14 protein-coding genes are annotated in these 18,655 nt (G+C 71.7%); 8 read left to right on the top strand and 6 right to left on the bottom strand.

All coding sequences use genetic code 11. The features are described 5' to 3' along the window. Window positions 1-45: 45 nt before the first annotated feature. A complete protein-coding gene (locus EMA17_RS00620; RefSeq protein WP_126634849.1) occupies window positions 46-933 on the bottom strand; it encodes a slipin family protein in 888 nt (295 codons plus the stop codon). Between the two features lie 105 nt (window positions 934-1,038). Further along, window positions 1,039-3,180, bottom strand: coding sequence for an MMPL family transporter (locus tag EMA17_RS00615; protein ID WP_126634848.1), 2,142 nt, complete (start codon window positions 3,178-3,180; stop codon window positions 1,039-1,041). A 132-nt stretch (window positions 3,181-3,312) separates the two neighbouring features. On the opposite strand from EMA17_RS00615, the gene EMA17_RS00610 reads away from it, so the two are divergent. The 4 genes from EMA17_RS00610 to EMA17_RS00595 all read left to right on the top strand — a co-directional run bounded on the left by EMA17_RS00610 (window position 3,313) and on the right by EMA17_RS00595 (window position 11,369). Further along, a complete protein-coding gene (locus EMA17_RS00610) occupies window positions 3,313-3,531 on the top strand; it encodes a hypothetical protein (RefSeq protein ID WP_126634847.1) in 219 nt (72 codons plus the stop codon). A gap of 894 nt (window positions 3,532-4,425) precedes the next feature. Next, window positions 4,426-8,586: a Pls/PosA family non-ribosomal peptide synthetase gene (locus EMA17_RS00605; RefSeq protein ID WP_246126370.1), complete on the top strand. Its 4,161-nt coding sequence runs from the start codon at window positions 4,426-4,428 to the stop codon at window positions 8,584-8,586. Between the two features lie 79 nt (window positions 8,587-8,665). Beyond that, window positions 8,666-10,024: an aspartate aminotransferase family protein gene (locus EMA17_RS00600; protein ID WP_126634846.1), complete on the top strand. Its 1,359-nt coding sequence runs from the start codon at window positions 8,666-8,668 to the stop codon at window positions 10,022-10,024. Between the two features lie 79 nt (window positions 10,025-10,103). Next, the gene (locus EMA17_RS00595) at window positions 10,104-11,369 is read left to right on the top strand and encodes an aspartate kinase (RefSeq protein WP_126634845.1); all 1,266 of its coding nucleotides are present in this window, start codon (window positions 10,104-10,106) and stop codon (window positions 11,367-11,369) included. Between the two features lie 54 nt (window positions 11,370-11,423). Here EMA17_RS00595 and EMA17_RS00590 read toward each other — a convergent pair whose 3' ends face one another. Next, entirely contained in the window at window positions 11,424-12,173 is a 750-nt protein-coding gene (locus EMA17_RS00590; RefSeq protein ID WP_126634844.1) for a hypothetical protein, read from the bottom strand. Window positions 12,174-12,287: 114 nt separating this feature from the next. On the opposite strand from EMA17_RS00590, the gene EMA17_RS00585 reads away from it, so the two are divergent. Then, window positions 12,288-12,782: a hypothetical protein gene (locus EMA17_RS00585; protein ID WP_126634843.1), complete on the top strand. Its 495-nt coding sequence runs from the start codon at window positions 12,288-12,290 to the stop codon at window positions 12,780-12,782. A gap of 30 nt (window positions 12,783-12,812) precedes the next feature. On the opposite strand, the gene EMA17_RS00580 is transcribed toward EMA17_RS00585, so the two are convergent. Next, entirely contained in the window at window positions 12,813-13,616 is an 804-nt protein-coding gene (locus tag EMA17_RS00580; RefSeq protein WP_126634842.1) for a hypothetical protein, read from the bottom strand. A gap of 819 nt (window positions 13,617-14,435) precedes the next feature. Between EMA17_RS00580 and EMA17_RS00575 the strand changes: the two genes are divergently transcribed. After that, a complete protein-coding gene (locus EMA17_RS00575) occupies window positions 14,436-15,461 on the top strand; it encodes a hypothetical protein (protein ID WP_126634841.1) in 1,026 nt (341 codons plus the stop codon). Between the two features lie 26 nt (window positions 15,462-15,487). Here EMA17_RS00575 and EMA17_RS00570 read toward each other — a convergent pair whose 3' ends face one another. Together EMA17_RS00570 and EMA17_RS00565 are read right to left on the bottom strand one after the other, a co-directional pair. Further along, window positions 15,488-16,045, bottom strand: coding sequence for a TetR/AcrR family transcriptional regulator (locus EMA17_RS00570; RefSeq protein ID WP_174861278.1), 558 nt, complete (start codon window positions 16,043-16,045; stop codon window positions 15,488-15,490). A 156-nt stretch (window positions 16,046-16,201) separates the two neighbouring features. Beyond that, window positions 16,202-17,194, bottom strand: a complete 993-nt coding sequence (locus EMA17_RS00565; protein ID WP_160161258.1) for an EamA family transporter — start codon at window positions 17,192-17,194, stop codon at window positions 16,202-16,204. 90 nt (window positions 17,195-17,284) lie between these two features. Here EMA17_RS00565 and EMA17_RS00560 point away from each other — a divergent pair, with 90 nt between their 5' ends. Then, a complete protein-coding gene (locus EMA17_RS00560; protein ID WP_160161257.1) occupies window positions 17,285-17,791 on the top strand; it encodes an Lrp/AsnC family transcriptional regulator in 507 nt (168 codons plus the stop codon). Window positions 17,792-17,943: 152 nt separating this feature from the next. Further along, window positions 17,944-18,648: a hypothetical protein gene (locus EMA17_RS00555; protein WP_126634837.1), complete on the top strand. Its 705-nt coding sequence runs from the start codon at window positions 17,944-17,946 to the stop codon at window positions 18,646-18,648. The last annotated feature ends 7 nt before the right edge of the window (window positions 18,649-18,655 follow it).

Raw genomic sequence — 18,655 nt, 5'->3', positions numbered from 1 at the left:
GCCGACCACCCGGCCCGGCACACGGCGGGATCGGCCTCGCGGCCGTCACCGCCGGTTCTTCAGGTGATGCGGACGCGTCGAGACCGACGGTCGCGCGTGCCCCTCCCGCAACCACGCCGACGTGCCGTTCGCGCCGGCCGCCATCGCGCCCGAGCCCGGCGCCGATTCCGCGGTCGCGTTCTCCAGGAACCGCAACAGCTCCACCGGGAACGGCAGCACGACGGTCGAGTTCTTCTCGGCCGCGACCTCGACGATCGTCTGGAGGAGGCGCAACTGCAGTGCCGCCGGACTGCTCGACATCACGGTCGCCGCCGAGGCCAGCTTGCGCGACGCCTGGAACTCGCCGTCGGCGGTGATGATCCGCGAGCGCCGCTCCCGCTCCGCTTCGGCCTGCCTGGACATCGAGCGCTTCATCGACTCCGGCAGCGCCACGTCCTTGATCTCCACCCGGTCGATCTCCACGCCCCAGCCCACCGCGGGCGAGTCGATCATCAGCGCCAGCCCCTGATTCAGCGCCTCACGATTCGACAGCAGGTCGTCCAGGTCGCTCTTGCCGATGATCGAGCGCAACGACGTCTGCGCGACCTGCGACACCGCGAACTCGTAGTCCTGGACCTGGACCGTCGCCTTGACCGGATCGTTCACCCGGAAGTAGACGACTGCGTCGACCCGGACGGTGACGTTGTCCCGGGTGATGCCGTCCTGGGCGGGGATCGGCATCGTCACGATCTGCGTGTTGACCTTCCGCATGCGGTCCACGATCGGCACGATCCGGGTCAGTCCGGCCTCGCGGATCGGCTCCTGTACGCGGCCGAGGCGGAACACCACGCCGCGTTCGTATTGGCGGACCACGCGCAGCCCGGTCGCGGCGAGCAGCCCGACCAGCGCGACGATGCCGCCGACGACAATGATGATCACGAGCGCCACGATCATGGCCGACTCCGGTGCCGAAACGACTGCCCCGAGCATGCGGGCGTCCCCGAGCACTCCCTGTTCCTCCACTGTAACTCCGGCCTCCGGCCCGCCGGGGGCCCTCGCCTACCGCCCGTCACCACTCCCGGCCTCGGCCCGACCCGCCGCCTCCGCCTCGCGTCGCCACAGCGCGCTCGGCCACCACATCCGGTGCCGCAGGTCGAGCGTCAGCGCCGTGACCAGCACCGGCCGCACCACCATGGTGTCGAGCAGGACACCCAGTGCGACCGCGAAGCCGATCTCGGCGAACCCGACGATCGGCAGCGTGGCCAGCGCCGCGAAGGTGCCCGCCAGCACGAGGCCGGCCGAGGTGATCACCCCACCGGTCGCGGCGAGGCCGGTCAGCGCACCGGTGCGGGTGTCGGCGCGCATGCTCTCCTCCCGCACCCGCGTGCTCAGGAAGATGTTGTAGTCGATGCCCAGGGCGACCAGGAAGACGAACACGAGCAGTGGGAACGAGGTGTCCTCGGCCGCGAAGTCGAACACGTGGCGGAACGCCAACGCACTGATCCCGAGCGCCGCGGTGAACGACACCACCACCGTCGCGATCAGCACCACCGGCGCCACCACGGCCCGCAACAGCAGCGCCAGAATGATCAGTACGACGGCCAGGATGACGGGGATCAGCACCTTCTCGTCCCGGACCGAGGCGCGATTGCTGTCGAGTTGGGCCGCGGTACCGCCGCCCACCAGGGCGTCGGCGTGCGGCACCGCGTGCACCGCGGAGCGGGCGGCGTCGACCGTGTCCCGGGCCGCGCCGCTGTCGGCGGCGGCGGTCAGGGTCGCCTCCACATACGAGCGTCCGTCGCGCTCCGCCGGTACGCCCGGCGGCATGGTGACACTGTCGGCGACCACTCCGGGGACGGCGGCGAGCGAGGTGCGGACCGCGTCCAGCGACGCGGTGTTCGCGACCACCTGGAGCGGTTGTCCGGTGCCGGCGGGGAAGTAGCGGGCCTGGACCTTCTGGCCGACCACCGAGTCGGGCGTGCCGGTGAAGCTCTCGGCGGTGGTCAGGCCCGAGGCGTTCAGCGAGATCAGGCCGAAGGACAGCGCGGCCAAGATCGCGACGGTGGTGATCCACACGACGCGCGGGCGGCGGGCGATGCGGCGACCCGTCCGAGCCCACAGGCCGGTCTCGGTCGGCTCGGGCGAGCCCAGGTGCGGGACGGCGGGCCAGAAGATCCATCGCCCGGTGATCAGCAGCACCGCCGGGAACAGGGTCAGCATCGCGAGCAGCGCCACCGCCACGCCGATCGCGGCCACCGGTCCCAGCCCGTTGGTGGAGTTCATCTCGGCGGCGAGCAGGCACAACATGCTCACGATCACCGTGGAGGCGCTGGCGATCACGGCGGGTCCGGCCCGGTGCAGGGCCAGCGCCATCGCCTCGTGCCGATCCTCGTGACGGCGCAGTTCCTCCCGGTAGCGGGCGACGAGCAGCAGCGCGTAGTCGGTGCCGGCGCCGAAGACCAGCACGGTCAGGATGCCCGCGCTCTGCGCGTTGACCACGAGCGAGGCGTGCCGGGCCAGCACGTAGATCACCGCCTGGGCGGCGAGCAACGCGCCGACCACGCAGACCACCGGGACCAGCAGCAGCGTCGGACTGCGGTAGGTGCAGAGGAGGATCACCACGACCACGCCGAGGGCGGCGAACAACAGGGTTCCGTCGATGCCCGCGAAGGCGTCGCTGCTGTCGGCGGCGACCCCGCCGGGACCCGTGATGTGCGCTTCCAGGCCGTCGTCGGGGTGGTCCGTCACGATCGGCCGGATCTGGTCCACGGCCTTGGAGATGCTGTTCCAGCCGTTGTCGCCGAAGGTGATCGGGACCAGGATCACCTTCGCTCGCGGGTCGGCGACACGGTCGGGCAGGGGGCCCTGTACCTGGGAGCCGACGATGCCGTGGGCGGTCAGGGCGCGCAGCTGCTCGGCGTCGGCGGCGATCGTCGCGTCGTCGCTCGGGGTCAGGCCGGAGTCGCGCGCGTACACCACGACCGCGGTGACGTTTTGCGGCAGGAACGCCTTCGATTCGTCGACGACTCTCGTCGACTCGGCGCTCTCCGGCAACCACGCGGAGGCGTCGTTCTTCTCCGCGTCGGTCAGCTTGCTCGCGGCCGGACCGGCCGCGGCCAGGACCACGATCCAGAGCACGACGATGATCCACTTGGCACGCCGCCCGCAGACCAGTCGCGCGGCTCTCCCCGCACCACCCATCCCCCACACCTCCACCGCTCGAACGTGATGTGGTGTCGCCCGAGGTGCACTCTCCCCAGGATGGCATCGGCCGGTGGTTCCCGCCCCCGCCGGCGCCGGCCGCTCGCACTCGGATGCGCGACCCTGGACGACATGAGCGACAAGGCACACGGTCGCTTCGACCTCGTCGTCGAGGCGTACCGTCCCGGTGACACGTATCGGCTGGTCATGCTCGCCGACGGCACCTACCGTCGACTGCACGACCGGGGCGAACTCGACGCCCTCGCCGCCGAACTGGGCCTCGACCCCGCCGACCGCGACCGGGTCGCCTGGGAGGGCGGCGACGAGTGGCCCACGCACGACGGCGGTTGACCCACCCACGGTCGACGCGCATCGCGCACCGGCGCACTGTGCGCGGCGGCGTGGCGACGTTCGACCCGCATGATCGATCACGGCCGTTCCCGGCGCGTCAAGAGGCAACCGAGAACCAACCGTAAGCGAGTCTTTACGCGCCGTCGGAGCCTGGAGAGGCCCACGGGCGACTTTCGCCGACCCGCCGTCGGCTCGATCTCGCCTGTGCGTCGACATCGTCACCACCCTGTGTAGCCGCATGTTTCCAATGGGTAACATCCATGTGCGGCGTCCGCGTGCGGCCCCGGCCGGCCGTCGAGGGCATACCTCCCCCACCCATACCCGCCCCGACCCCGCCTTCGGATGTCCGACCGGGCGACCCCGCGGCGGAGCGCGGCATCGCCCCCCGGTTACCCGTGGTAAACCTCACCCGCCGCAATGGGCCACCCCACGTTGGCTCGTATTCACCTGTTCCGGAGACAGTCCGCGAACCTAGTTTTCATTTCGCCTTCCATGCGCTATCGGGCAAATGTCGAGCCCGGCACGAGTCGCAATAGGCGGCACGACCGTGATCTTCCCGGTCAAGAATGATCACGACTTCGAATTGCACAGAGAGCCGAACCCAAGGCGCCGCCACGGCGTTCTTCGGCTCTCCGGCCGTTCGCCGGAATCCACCGCGCGAAACGGCCGCGTCGGCTCGTCTCGGGCCGTTTCGGCGGGTGTTTCCAGGTCCTTGAATGCTTCTTCACCTGCACCGATGGCGCCTGCAACTCGCGCCCTTCCCCGTAGCGCCGGTCACGCGCGGGCGGTGTCGCAGCGGTCCTGCATACCTGTCGTGTATGTCGATCTTCAGGCATGTCCGATGGAATCTCATTATTCAACCGGGTTTACATAAATCCCCGACGAGGACGAGTCATGACCCGTATGAGAACCACTCCCGGACCGGTGAACTCGGTCGTCGCCCCGGGGGCCTCACCCCCGACGGCCACTCTCGACAAGTCGCCGATCCGCGTACTCCCCCATTTCTTCGAGCGGTCCTGCGACCGCAATCCCGAGGCCGTCGCCGTCGTCTGCGAGAACACCTCGTTGAGTTACGCGGAGCTGGACCGCCGAGCCAACCGCTTGGCGAATCTGCTCCGGAGCCGCGGGGCCGCTCCGGGCCGCGCCGTCGGAATCCTCCTCGAACGCTCGCTCGACGCATACGTGGCCCTGCTCGGCGTGATCAAGACAGGCGCCGCCTACGTCCCGCTCGACCCGTCGTTCCCGGCCGAACGGGTCGCCTTCATCGCCCGGGACGCCGACCTGTGCGATCTGGTCAGTACGTCCGACATGCGCCGGCGCACCGCGGAGGCGACCTGCCCGCTGCTCGAACTCGACGTCGCGGCGCACGACTTGGCCCGAGAATCGGACGATCGGCCGGACGTGCGGATCGAGCCGGGCTCGTGGTCCTACGTGATCTACACCTCCGGGACCACGGGGCGCCCCAAGGGCGTGGCCGTGTCGCACGCGAGCATCGCCAACTTCCTGCACGTGGTCACCCCGATCTACCGGGTGAGCGCCCGGGACCGGGTCTATCAGGGGCTCTCGATCGCTTTCGACTTCTCGGTCGAGGAGATCTGGCCGGCCTGGATCGCCGGGGCGACCCTGATCTCCGGTCCCACCGACGGTGGGCGGGTCGGCCAGGGGCTGAGCGACTTCCTGCTGGAGCACCGGATCACGGTGCTGTGCTGCGTACCCACCCTGTTGACCACCATCGAGGGCGAATTCCCGCTTCTGCGCAGCCTGTTGGTCAGTGGCGAGGCGTGCCCGCCGGATCTGGTCCGGCGCTGGTCGCGACCCGATCGACGCATCCTCAACGCGTACGGCCCCACCGAGACGACCGTCACCGCGACCTGCGGCGAACTGGCCCCGAACCGGCCGGTGACGATCGGCGTACCGCTGCCGACCTACCGGGTCTACATCCTCGACGAGCGGCTGCGCCCGGTCGACGAGGGCGCGGGCGGGGAGATCTGCGTCGGCGGTCCGGGTGTGGCGGTCGGCTACGTCAATCGCCCCGACCTGACCGCCGAGCGGTTCGTGTCCAACCCGATCGAGGCCGAACGCGCCGACGTGCCGAGGATCTATCGCACCGGCGACCTCGGCCGGTTCACCGCGACGGGCGAGATCGAATACCTCGGCCGGGTCGACACCCAGCTCAAGATCCGCGGCTACCGCATCGAGGCGGCCGAGATCGAGGAGGTGCTGCGCGAGGACCCCGCGATCGAGAACGCGGTCGTGACCCCGCTGGAGCGGGACGGCGTCGTGCAGGACCTGGTCGGCTACGTGACACTCGTCGGCGGCGACGGGGCGTCGGCCCCGGCGCACGACGCGGGGTCGAACGGATCCAACGGATCCAAGGGGTCGAACGGGTCCAACGGGTCCAACGGCGTGCGTCACATCCGCGGCGCCCCCGACGCCCACGACGCGTTGCGGGCCCGGTTGCGGGTGGCCCTGCAGAGCCGGCTGCCCGCGTACATGATCCCGTCCTACGTCGAGGTGTTGCCCGAATTCCCGTTGCTGGCCGCGGACAAGGTCGACCGTGCCGCGCTGCCCGCGCCGGCCTCCGCGCCGCTGAACCGGCGTACCGGTACCCACGTCGCGCCCGAGACGGCGCTGGAGCGGCACCTGACCCGGGCCTGGGCGGACGTGCTCGGCGGCGCGGAGCTCTCCGTCGAGGACGACTTCTTCTGCGACCTCGGCGGTCACTCCATGGCGGCGGCCCGGCTGATCTCCCGACTGCGCCGGGAACCGGAGTTGCGCGGCGTGGCGATGGGCGACCTGTACGCCCACCCCACCATTCGCGGCCTGGCCCGGCACGTCGAGGCCGAGGCGGCGGCCGAGGTCCGGGCGGCCGGTGTCGCACGGCCGCCCGCGACCCCCGCGCCGGCGCCGCTCCGGCACAGCGGCCGGCGGGTATTCGCCTGCGGTGTCGCGCAGTTCGTCGCGCTGTACGCGTGGCTGCTCGCCCTGGGCCTGCCCGCGGTCGTGCTGCTGTACCGACTGTTCCTGGCCTGGGACCTGCCGATCCACGAGCCGGCGCCCGGCGGCCCGCTCGACCGCGTCACCCACCTGCACCTGCCCGGGTTCATCGCCCTGGAGATCGGGTGGATCGTCGGGAGCCTGCTCGTCACGCTGTTCGGCGCGCGGTTGTTGATGCTCGGCGTACGCCCCGGGTGGTATCCGCTGTGGGGCGTGACCTACCTGCGGTTCTGGCTGTACGGCCGGATGCTCGCGTTCAGTCCGCTCGCGTTCCTCACCGGATCCCCGCTCCTGGCCCCGTGGTTGCGGTTGGTCGGTGCCCGGATCGGCCGCGACTGCCATGTGTCGGCGGTGCTCGGGCTGCCCGCGTTCGTGGAGATCGGCGACGGGACGAGCATCGGCTACGGCGCACGGATCCAGCCGTACGTGGTCGAGCACGGGTGGTTGCGGCTGGCGCCGGTCCGCATCGGCGCCGGCTGCTTCGTCGGAACCAACAGCGTCGTGCTCGCGGGCGCGGTGATCGGCGACCGGACCTCGGTCGGCGAGCAGTCGTCGGTTCCGGCGGACCACGTGCTGCCCGCCGACGAGCACTGGGCCGGCTCACCCGTCACCCGCCAGGAGGGGGCGCCGGCCCTGCTCGACGCGATGGCGGCCGAGGACGACGGCCGTGCCTGGCCGCTGCGGGTCCTGATCGGCTTCGGCGCCGGCGCCCTACTGCTCGCCCTGGTCCCGCTGTTGGTCGCCGGTGCCGCCGGCGCGCTCGTGGGGGTCGTCGCCTGGCGATACGGCTTCGGGTGGGCGATCGCCGCCACGCTCCCGGCCGGGCCGCTGGTGGTGCTGTTCACGTGTGTGCTGGTGCTGGTGGTCAAACGGGTGGTGCTGCCGCGCTCCCGGGCCGGGATCCATCCCGAACGCAGTGGCCTGGGCGTGCGCAAGTGGATCGGCGACGGCATGATGACGGCCAGTCTGACGCTGACCCACTCGCTCTACTCGACGCTGTACCTCGTCCCGTTCCTGCGCCTGCTCGGTGCCCGTACCGGACGCTGGTCCGAGGTGGCCACGGTCAGTTTCGTCGACCCCGAGATGCTGATCATCGGCGAGCGCAGCTTCGTGGCGGACGTCAGCGTGGTGGGCCCGGCCGTGTTCCATCACGGGCAGGTCGCGCTCGCCCCGGCCGAGATCGGCGCGCGCAGCTTCGTCGGCAACGGCGCGCTCGTTCCCGGCTCGTGCCGGCTCGGCGAGAACAGTCTGCTCGGCGTGCACTCGCTCGCGCCGACCCGGCCGATCGACCCCGAGACCACCTGGCTCGGTTCGCCCGCGATCTTCCTGCCGCGCCGCGAGGAGAGCCGGGACTTCCCGGCGAAATTGACGTACGACCCCAGCCGGGGGCTGATCGCGGCCCGGCTGGCGATCGAGTACTTCCGGGTGACGCTGCCCGCCACGATCGCCGCGCTGGGTGCGCTCGGCAGTCTGTACGCGGCCGTCCGGCTCGCCGGGGCCTGCTCGCCGTGGGTGCTGTTCCTGCTCGGTCCGGCCCTGTTCCTGGCCGTCGGGGTGGGCTCCACGCTGGCCGTGGTGGTGTTGAAGTGGCTGGTCATCGGCCGCTATCGGGCCAGGGTCGAACCGCTGTGGAGCATCTGGGTGCGCCGCACGGAGCTGATCACCGGGCTGTACGAGAACCTGGTCGTGCCGAGTCTGCTCAACATCCTCGCCGGCACACCCCTGATGGGCCCGGTGTTGCGGCTGTTCGGCGCCCGGATCGGCCGCCGGGTCTGGCTCGGCACCACGTACCTGACCGAGTTCGACCTGGTCGAGGTGGGCGACGACGCGGCGGTGGCGGAGGTGACGTCGTTGCAGACCCACCTGTTCGAGGACCGCGTGATGAAGATGTCCGAGGTCCGGATCGGCGCGGGTGCCTCGGTCGGCACCCGGTCCGTCGTGCTCTACGACGCGCGGGTCGGCGCGGGCGCCTCGCTCGACGCACTGTCCCTGGTCATGAAGGGCGAACACCTGCCCGACGCAACCCGGTGGCGCGGCATCCCGGCCCGCCCCGGGTGAGGCATCCCACTTCCCGGTGCCCATTCCCCCATCCCCCATCCCCCACCCCCCATCCCCGTAGTCCCCATCGGAGATACCCATGACGCTTGCCCAGGTCACCATGACCGAGCCCCATGTGGCGTGCGACCTACCCGGTCCGCGCTCCGCCGAACTGCTCGCGCGCCAGGCCCGGCGCGAGTCCAACGCCCGTACGTATCCGCGTAATCTGCCCATCGCGCTGGCCGAGGCGGCCGGCAGCTTCGTGCGCGATGTCGACGGCAACGTCTTCATCGACTTCCTCGCCGGCGCCGGCGTCCTGTCGCTGGGCCACAACCACCCCGAGCTGGTCCGCTCCGTCACCGCGCAACTGGGCGTGCTCACCCACGGGTTGGACTTCCCGACGCCGGTCAAGGACGCGTTCCTGGAAGCCCAGCTGTCGATGCTGCCCGCCGGGATGCGCGAGCGCACGAAGGTGCACTTCTGCGGTCCCACCGGGGCCAACGCCATCGAGGCGGCGATCAAGCTCTGCAAGATCGCCACCGGTCGCGGCGACATCGTCACCTTCCAGGGCGGCTTCCACGGCAGCACGCACGCCGCCATGGCGCTGACCGGTCTGGTGTCGGCGAAGCGGCCCGTCCCCAACGGCGTACCCGGCACCCACTTCTTCCCGTTCTCCTACTGCGGTCGGTGCCCGCTGGCCCTGAGCCCCGACACGTGCACCACGAACTGCGTGGGCTACCTGGAGCGTTCGCTCACCGACGGCAACGCCGGCATCCCGCTGCCCGCCGCGGTGCTCCTCGAACTCGTGCAGGGCGAGGGCGGCGTGGTGCCCGCCACCGCCGACTTCGTCCGCCGACTGCGCGCGCTCACCCGGGAGTTGCGGATCCCGCTGATCGTCGACGAGGTGCAGACCGGCTGCGGGCGCACCGGTACCTGGTTCGCGTTCGAGCAGTACGGGATCGAACCGGACGTCGTGGTCGCCTCCAAGGCGCTCAGCGGCATCGGCACCCCGATCGCGGTGATCCTGTACGACGACGCGCTCGACGGCTGGGCGGCCGGCGCGCACATCGGCACCTTCCGCGGCAACCAACTCGCGTTCGCCGCCGGGGCCGAGGCCGTGCGCATCGTCCGGCGCGACGACATCCTCGGCAACGTGCGGCGGCGCGGCGCGCAGATCGCCGACCGGCTCACACCGCTGATGGCCGACCCCTGGGTGCGCGAGGTGCGCGGCCGGGGCCTGATGTGGGGCATCGAGATCGCCGACCCGGAAACCGGGCTGCCCGCAGCGGAGTTCGCCCGCGCGATCCAGGCCCGGGCGCTGCGCCGGGGACTGATCGTCGAGCGCGGCGGACGCGAGGACTGCGTGGTGCGGATCCTCCCGCCGCTCAACGTCACCGCCGAGGTCGTGGACACCGCGTGCACGATCCTCGTCGACGCCGTCGAAGCCGGTCACCCGTAGGCCCATCCGCACCGGGCCACCGGCCGACCCGGCGCCGACCGGCCGCCCGTCCGGGGCGGCCTCGAGGAGACCTCACTCCATGGTTCTCATCGTGCAGAAGTACGGCGGCTCCTCGGTGCACAGCATCGAGCGCGTCAAGCAGGTCGCCGAACGCGTGGTAGCCACGCGTCACGAGGGTCACGACGTCGTCGTGGTGTTGTCCGCCATGGGCGACACCACCGACGAACTGCTCGACCTGGCACGGAAGATCTCGCCCTTCCCGCACCCGCGCGAGCTGGACATGTTGTTCACCTCGGGCGAGCGCATCTCCAACGCGCTGGCCGCGATGGCGATCCGCGACCTGGGCGCGCCGGCGTGTTCGTTGTCCGGCCCGCAGGCGGGCGTGTTCACCACCGCCGAATACGGCGGGGCGCAGATCGTCGAGGTGGTCCCGCATCGGGTGCGGCGGGAACTCGACCGGGGCCGCATCGTGTTGGTCGCCGGATTCCAGGGACTGAACCGGGACACCGACGACATCACCACCCTGGGCCGCGGCGGTTCCGACACCACGGCCATCGCGCTGGCCGCCGCGCTCAAGGCCGACGTCTGCGAGATCTACACGGACGTGGACGGCGTGTACAGCGCGGATCCCCGGATCGTGCCGAGCGCACGGCTGCTCGACCACGTCGGCTACGACGCCATGCAGGAGATGGCGGCGGCGGGGAGTCGGGTGCTGGCCCTGCGTTCGGTCGAGTACGCCCGCCGCTGGGGCGTACCGATCCAGGTCCGGTCCTCGTACGGGGACAAGCCCGGAACCACCGTGTCCGGCAGGCCCGACGACGCCGGCGCGGAACCGTCGCGGATCACCGGTGTCGCGCACGACCTGTCCGGCGCGAAGGTCACCGTGCACGGGGTCCCGGACGGCGCGGGGGCGGTGGGCCGGCTGGTCCGCGCGGTCGCCGACGCCGGGGGCGAGATCGACATGGTGGTGCGGAACGCGGCACGACCGGACGACGCCCGCGCCGATCTGACGTTCGTCCTGCCCGAGCAGGGCGTGGCCGCCGCGCTGGCCGCACTCGACGCGACGCGCGCCGAGCTCGGCTTCGAGAGGGTGAGCCACGACGCGGACGTCGGCAAGGTCTCGCTGATCGGCACCGGCATGCGGGCCGGTCCGGGGGTCACCGCGACCTTCTGCGAGACGCTGGCGGCCGTGGGCGTCAACATCGAGATCATGTCGACGTCGGAGATCCGGATCTCCGTCCTGTGCCGCACCGCCCAGGTGGTCGACGCGGTGCGCGCCCTGCACACCGCGTTCGACCTCGACGCGACGGAGGAGGCCCTGGTCCACGCGGGTTCGGGCCGCTGATCGCGGGAGCGGCGAAAACCGCCGGCGCCGGGAGTGCGTCCCCGGCGCCGGCGGTCACCACCCGTGGCCCTTGATGGTGGGGTGCGCCCGCCAGTAGTCGACCAGTTCGAGGAATGACGGGTCGCGCACCACCGCGAGCCACTGCTCGCCGGTGATCGGCGGGAGGGAGCGGGATTCGAGGTCGGCGAACGCGGTCAGGCCGACCTGAGCACCCCGATACCGGAACACCGCCGACGGGCCGGTGGTACCGATTCCGGCGGGCGGAAGGTCGGCCCGCGCGGGGAAGTGGACGGCGACCGCCCCGCCGTCCGGGAGCGACCCGTCGACGCAGCCGAGATCCCTGCCCCGCTTCTCCGGGGGTCGGCACCACGGGGTGTACGGGTCCACGCTCATGTCCGGAACCGGATGGGCCATCCCCTTCGGCGGATGCTTCGCGACGCGCACGGTGTCGAGGTTCAACCCGACCCGATACTCCCTGCCGTCGACCGTGACCCGGTAGTCACCGGACGTGGCCTCGCTGATCGCGACGGCGGCGGGCGGCGGCAGATGCCGCTGCAGCACCTCCGCGATCCGCTGCCGAAACGCCTCGCGCCGCCGGATCAGCGTCGGCGACAACTTCGCGTTGTACCGGTCCCCATAGGGATCGGCCAGCACGGGGTACACCCGACCGGGCGCCGACAACACCGCCCCGTCGTCCTCGCGCCCCGACCCACCCGACCCCCACGGCCGCCATACCGCCGTGCCACCGACCACCACCGCCGCCACCAGCCCGGCGACCACGACCCGCCCACCCGTGCGCATCATCCGAACACCCCCACCGTTCCTCGAGGTCACCTCCCTCCGATGTGGCGGGTCCCGGATCGGTTCCACCTCGAAATCCCGGACTCGCCCCCGCGCGTGGTTCGCTACGCTGCGCAGATGGCAACTGACGGGGGTTCGGGGGATGCCGGAGTCGAACAGACGCCCGCCCGGGGGCGGTTGGGGTCCGCGGAGGGCACGGCCAAGGTGTTTCACGGGCTCGGGCTGGCCGTGTTGCTCCTGTCCGAGTACTGGCGGTCGTTGATCGAGGATCTGCGACCGGGGGCCGCGCCGCCGGATCGGGTTCGAGCGCTCGCCGAGGCGGCCGCGTCGATGGCCCACAACGGGTTGCACAATACGGCGGCGGACCTGTTCGAGACGGCGTCGTTCGGACAGGAGCGGGCGGCGTTGTGGGCGGCGGTGTGTTGTGCCCTGGTCGTGCGCCTCAATCGGCACGGGTCGCCGGAGTTGCAGCGCGTCCTGTGTTACGTCTCCGCCGCCTACTGCGCGTTGGCCGTCGCCGTCGGGATGTACTACCTGTTCGCGTCCGGGCCGATCGTGCTGCTCGCCCTCGGGCTCGGCTTCGGGGTGATGCATGCCGCGACCCGCAAATGACGCCGCGTGGACCCGGGTTCGACGCGCCCGTCAGCGATTCGGATAGGTCGCGCAGACCAGCGTGGTGTTCTGGTGGGCGACCCAATACCAGTAGTACGTCCGGTCGTTGGCCACTCTGGCGCACGCGCCGGCCCGGACGTCGGCCGGGGCCCGGTAGACCCCGGTGACGGCCAGGAGCGAATCGAAGCTCGCCGGGATGCGCGCCGCGTCGCAGTCGATCCAGGTGAACAGGTTGGCGGAATAGCGCGGGGTGTTCTCGGTCCCGCCCGAGCGGGAGACCAGGAAGCACTGGCCCTTGCGGAACTGCCGTTCCAGGCACAGTTCGACCTCGCGGTAGCGCCAACTGGTCACCCCCGGATCGCTGATCGGGCAGTTCGTGGCGTTCACCCCGGCCACGCGCACGAACGCGCTGTCCGAGTCGCAGTCCACGGCACGCGGGATGTCGGTGTTCCAGCCGCTGCCGCGCTCCGTCCCGGTCTGCCACGCGTTCAGACAGGTCCCGTTGTGCGCCACCGCCGCGAACGCGTCCGCACGCGGGTCGCGCACGGCGGTCGGCACCGAGCCGCCGGGCCGGGAATCGCTCCCGGCCGCCGACCGCCCGGGCGTCTGCCGGGGATCCGCCGGCAGCCCACGCACCGTCGGCGAACCCGTGGGCAGCCCCGCCGTCGGCGCCCCCTTCGTAACGGCGGCCAACGCCGCCGGCGCGCCCGCGGCGCCCTTGTCGTGCCTGTCGTCCTCCAGTACGCGGGGCAGCACGATCACCGCGAACAGCAGTGCCGCCACCAGCAGTACGAGGTTGCCCTGCTGCCGCTTCGAATCCCCGACCCCCGTCATGCCGGGCCATGGTACGGACCCGCGGCACATTCCGACACCACCACCGGCGGGCTTTCGCCAACGTCGATCGGGGCATCGGCACGTGCCGTCGGATGCGCCGACCCGGAAGCCGCACCCGGCTCGCGACCGGGTGTTCGGGACGCATCCGGAATGTGTTCCGAACATGTTCGAGACGGTCGCGGGCCTTCCGTCGTTGCCGTCGACCGGTCGAGGCTTGCGTCGACCGAGCGAACGACCCCGCTCCCGCCGCTCTCCGGTGGGACCGGGGCGCGCGCACCGGGGGCCGAGTTCGGGTTCGACGGGTATCGGGGGATCTCGGCCTCGGGACGAGCGGTGCGGGCGGCGTGCGGCCGCACCGCTCGTCGGATGCGCCGGACGCGTGGCGCGGGCGCGCGGGGATACGCGGCAAGCCGCTCGTCGTCGGGCCCGGTCGATCGGCGCGCCGGCGTGGCACGCCCCGCGCCGCCCCGACGGTCACCCGGAAGCGTGGCGTCGCGTGTCGATGGAGTGAACACACGGTAACCGGCGTGTATCGATCGCGGGATCCTCGTTGTCCGCTCCGACGCCGGAACCGCTCCGGGAATCGGCGCACCCACGCGCCGCGCGCGGTCGGCACCCGATGCCCGCCGCCCTCGGCCACCGCCCGAACCAGGAGACCGCCACGCAGCGAACCCGACACCCGTCGAACGCCGAACCCCCGTACGTCGAACCCCCGTACGTCGAACTCCCGTACGCCGAAACTCCGTACGCCGGACCCGACCTGCCGCCGCGCCCCCTTCGCCGGCTCCCCTCCCCCGGCCCGGACGACCGCGGGTACCGATGAGGGCCGGTCGACAGCGCCTCCCGTCGATCGCCAGAGCGGCCACGGCACCGGAGCCCGGCCTGATCGCGCTCGCCGTCGTCGGCATCGGCATCGGCGCCCGCTCCGGATCCGGCCTTCCGGTCCTGCTCGCCGCCGGTCTGGCGTTCGCCGTCCTGCCGCGCACGGCACGCGGGCCGAACCGCTCGCGCGCGATCGCGTTCGGCGCGCTCACCATCGGCGCGGGCGCCCTTCAGGCCGTCCCGCAACCGAGCGGGCGGCCGCTCTCCCCGTGGCCCCTGCTCGCCTTCCTCGCGATCACTCTCGCCGTCGTACTCACCGCCGCGGTCCGCCTGTTGACCGAGGTCGTGCGGGTCGCGGGCGGCCGTGCACCGCGGCTGCGCACCGCCCTGGACGCCTGGCTGATCGTCGCGTCCGTCCTCACCCTGGGCCGGATGACCGCGCTGCACTGCGCCGCCGGCGACCCTCGGCACGGCCCCGCGTCGACCGCCTGGGTCCCGGTGGGCTGGTTGTGCGTCGACGTGGTGTGGGTGTGCCTGGCCCCGCTGCTCTACGGCGCGCCGGCTCGGGGACGACGCGGCGGCGCCGCCCTGGTGGCGCTGGTGGCCGTGGCGGTGATCGGCGTCGGCGGCGTCGAGGTGCTCGTGTCCGACACGGTCGACCGGGTGGGCCGTCTGTCGACGGCCACCCGGGTCGTGGGCATGGTGATGATCGTGTGCGGGCCCTGTACCCGCCCGGGCGGCATATCCGCGACCGCGAGCACTCCCCGACGTCGGGCCGCGACCGCCGCGCTGGCCGCGAGCGTACCCGTGCTCGCCTGTACCGTCGTCGCCCTCGTACACCTGCTCGCCGGACACCGCTGCGACCGGCTCACCGTCGTCCTGGCCGGCTCCGTCGCGGCCACCGTGTGGGCGCGCCAGTGCCTGGCCCGCCTGCGTACCCTGCGCCTGGCCGAGGAACTCGCCGACCACATCGCCGCACACCGGCCGCGGATCCCGCACCAGAGCACCCGCCGGCCGGGCTGACCGAGCGCGCCCGGAGCCGAAGTCGGCTATCTCAGCAGCCACTTCCTGGTGAGCAGCAGCACCTCCGCGCGCGTGTAGGGACCTTGGTCGGCGGCGACGAAGTGCATGCCGATCCGCAGCGAGAAGGCGAGCAGGCAGCGCACCTCGACGTCGCCCGGGTCGGCGCAGAACGTCGTGAACAACGAACGCAGGTAGTCCATCCGCCGGTTGTCCACCCGGCGCAGCCGCTCCGCGACCGCCTCGTCGCGCCGGGCCCAGTCCCGGATCGCCAGGTCGGCGGTCGTACCCAGCACCGGCCCCTCGCTCGTGGACGCGAGTTCGAAGAGTCGATCCAGTCGGGCCCTGGCGTCGCCTCCGCCGGCCTCGACCCGCGCGATCACGTCCTCGGTGACCGCGCGCTCCCACGTGTCGAGCATCTCCGTGAGCAGTGCGCCCCGGTTGCCGAAGTACCCGTAGAACCCGCCCTTGCTGACGCCCAGTGCCTGCGCCAGCGGCTCGATCCGGACCGCCTCGGGACCGCCGGCGGCCAGCGCGCGCAGCCCCTCCTCGACCCATCTGCCGCGTGGTGTACGGGTCACGCCCACGATGTGGTTCCTCTCGTTCGCGCCGCACGCCCCGCCGCACGGTGTCGTACTCGTGGGTGCCGGCCTGCGTCCATACGGCATCGTATGAACAGCGCCGGGCATCGCGCGCCCTCGGCCCCCGACGCGTCGGGGAGCCGGCGGGCGCGTCCGGGATCGTCAGCCGCGACGGGCGTCCTCCGGCGAGCCGACGTCCGCGACCCGGGCGGGCTCTTCGACCGCCTGCGCGACGGGCTTCGCGGCGGGCTTGGCCGGGCGGGGACGCGTGGCGACGATCAGGACCACCGACGCGACGATGATCGCGCCGCCGAGGTAGACGTTCGGGCCCACCGACTCGCCCGCGATCGCCGCGCCGAGCAGCACCGCCACCACCGGGTTGACGTACGCGTAGGTCGCCACGGTGTCGTTGGGAAGCACGCTGTTGACGTACATGTACGCGCTGAACGCGACGATCGACCCGGCGAACACCAGCCAGGCCAGCCCCAGCCACGAGGCGGTCGAGATGCCGGCCACGTCCAGTCGCCCGAACTCGCCGCGCAGCGCGGCCAGGACGAACAGCGCCACCCCGGCCGTGATCATCTCCAACGAGACCACCACCAGCGGATGCCGAGGCAGCGGCGCGGTCCGCGCGTACACCGAGCCGCCCGCCCACAACACGCACGCGATCAGGACCATCACGACGCCGCCGATGTGCACGTCGCCGCCCGGGCCGCCGACCAGCACACCGATGCCGATCGTGCCCAGGAGCAGCGCGAGCAGGACGGCGCCCGACACCCGGGTCCGGGTGGCCAGCGCGTTGATCAGCACCATCCACACCGGCACCGTCGCCACGACCAGCGCGGCGAAGCCCGAGTCGAGATGTTGCTCGCCCACGCTCAACAGCCCGTTGCCGCCGACCAGGAGCAGCCCGCCGATGATCGCCGCCGAGCGCAGGTGTGGCCAGGTGGGTCGGTGCGCGCCGCGGGCGTGTCGCGGGCCGACCACCGCGAACATCAGCAGGCCCGCGACCAGGAACCTGGTCCCGGCCGAGAGCAGCGGCGGGATCGTCTCGACCGCGTAGCGAATGCCCAGATAGGTCGAGCCCCACAGGATCCACACGGTCACGAGGGCGACCCACGGCAACAGCCGTTCCCTCTTTTGAGGAGACAACACGACCAGCACACCTCATTAAATTAGGCCATCCATGCTGCTAACCTTTTTTAGAGTAGGTCAGGCATGTTCACCGGAACAAGGGGCTTTTCCATGACGCGGCAGCTCGACGAGATCGACCGGGCGCTCCTTCGCGCGCTGAGCGCGGACGGCCGGCGCACCGTGCGCGCCCTGGCCAAATCGGTGGACCTGTCCGAACCCGCCGTGCGCGAGCGGATCCAACGGCTGGAGCGCGATGGGGTGATCACCGGCTATCACGCGGAGTTGGCCCCCGCGCGGGTCGACGCCGGCACGGCCGCGTTCATCGCGCTGCGCTTCGACGCGGGTCGCGCGGCGCGCGATCAGGTCGAGGCGGCGATCCATCGCGAGCCCGCCGTCCTGGAGGCGCACGAGGTGGCGGGCGAGGACTGCTTCTGGATCAAGGTCCGAGTGGCCTCCACCACCGCGCTCGCCGACACCCTCGACCGGATCCGCGCGATCCCGGTCATCCGCGGCACGGGCACCACGATCGTGCTGCGCACCGTCTTCGAACGCCCGTTGCTGTCCGCCGAATCCGCGGTCGGGGCGACCGACGGGACGGAGCCGGACACCCGCGCGTAGCGGTCGCTCCGACAGGCCGCGGCACCCCCCGCGCACCGGCGCGCGGGGGGTCTTCGGCGCGCGGAGCTTGGCGCAAAACATACCTGCGCGCCCTTTGCGGATAGTGATTGGGTGACTTCCGTCGGTTATCACGGTGGGGTGAGGAGTCACGCGTGATCATTCAGCTGTACGGCGAATGGACCCAGCGCTCGGACACGTCGGCGAACTACGCGCGAGCGGTGGCCGGCTGCCAGGACGTCGCGGACCGGCAACGGAAATATTTCACCGCCGACGGACGCGAACATGAGCGTTCCATGGTCAACAAGGGCCTCGCCCTCTACATCGACGTCCCGCACCACCTCCTCGGCTTCGACGACTCCGGCGCCCGGGGCATCGCCGAGATCAAGCCGAACAACTGGGACAGCGGCTTCCTGAGTTTCGCGGTCGGCTGCCGCCGCAGTTGGACCGACGGAGTGGTCACCGCGCCCGAGTCGGTGCTGTGGGCGGCGATCCACGCCTACTGGGGCGTACGGGTGCCGCGATACGCCGACGCGTCCGCCCGGGAACGGCAGGCGTACCGACGCGGGCACCTGCCGTCCGAGGCGAAGGGGGTGCCCTCCATCGAGGACCTGTCCGGTCTGATCGACTACACCAGGTGCCGCCGGTCCGGACCGGTCGTCGTGGTCGCGGGCCGAAACGTGGAGTTCGAGGAACCGGCGGACCGCCGGGAGGAGTTGCCCTTCCTGGTCGCGCTCACCGACCCACTGCACCAGCCTCCGCTCACCGGTCCGTACAGCTACCGCGGCGACCACGACGACACGGCCCGCCTCGCCAGGATCCGCAAACTCGAACCCCAGTCCCGCACCGGCCGCCGCTGAGCGGCCG

The organism is Embleya hyalina (assembly GCF_003967355.1).
GTDB lineage: Bacteria > Actinomycetota > Actinomycetes > Streptomycetales > Streptomycetaceae > Embleya > Embleya hyalina.
Note: the sequence above shows the minus strand (reverse complement) of the source record. Positions and strands in the feature narration are given on the sequence as shown.

Bases quoted from the DNA above. Each gene is read 5' to 3' on its own strand.
- EMA17_RS00600 (WP_126634846.1), top strand. From the start codon at position 8,666: ATGACGCTTGCCCAGGTCACCATGACCGAGCCCCATGTGGCGTGCGAC.
- EMA17_RS00610 (WP_126634847.1), top strand. From the start codon at position 3,313: ATGAGCGACAAGGCACACGGTCGCTTCGACCTCGTCGTCGAGGCGTAC.
- EMA17_RS00580 (WP_126634842.1), bottom strand. From the start codon at position 13,616: ATGACGGGGGTCGGGGATTCGAAGCGGCAGCAGGGCAACCTCGTACTG.
- EMA17_RS00605 (WP_246126370.1), top strand. From the start codon at position 4,426: ATGACCCGTATGAGAACCACTCCCGGACCGGTGAACTCGGTCGTCGCC.
- EMA17_RS00575 (WP_126634841.1), top strand. From the start codon at position 14,436: ATGAGGGCCGGTCGACAGCGCCTCCCGTCGATCGCCAGAGCGGCCACG.
- EMA17_RS00585 (WP_126634843.1), top strand. From the start codon at position 12,288: ATGGCAACTGACGGGGGTTCGGGGGATGCCGGAGTCGAACAGACGCCC.
- EMA17_RS00560 (WP_160161257.1), top strand. From the start codon at position 17,285: ATGACGCGGCAGCTCGACGAGATCGACCGGGCGCTCCTTCGCGCGCTG.
- EMA17_RS00590 (WP_126634844.1), bottom strand. From the start codon at position 12,173: ATGATGCGCACGGGTGGGCGGGTCGTGGTCGCCGGGCTGGTGGCGGCG.
- EMA17_RS00620 (WP_126634849.1), bottom strand. From the start codon at position 933: ATGATCGTGGCGCTCGTGATCATCATTGTCGTCGGCGGCATCGTCGCG.
- EMA17_RS00615 (WP_126634848.1), bottom strand. From the start codon at position 3,180: ATGGGTGGTGCGGGGAGAGCCGCGCGACTGGTCTGCGGGCGGCGTGCC.
- EMA17_RS00595 (WP_126634845.1), top strand. From the start codon at position 10,104: ATGGTTCTCATCGTGCAGAAGTACGGCGGCTCCTCGGTGCACAGCATC.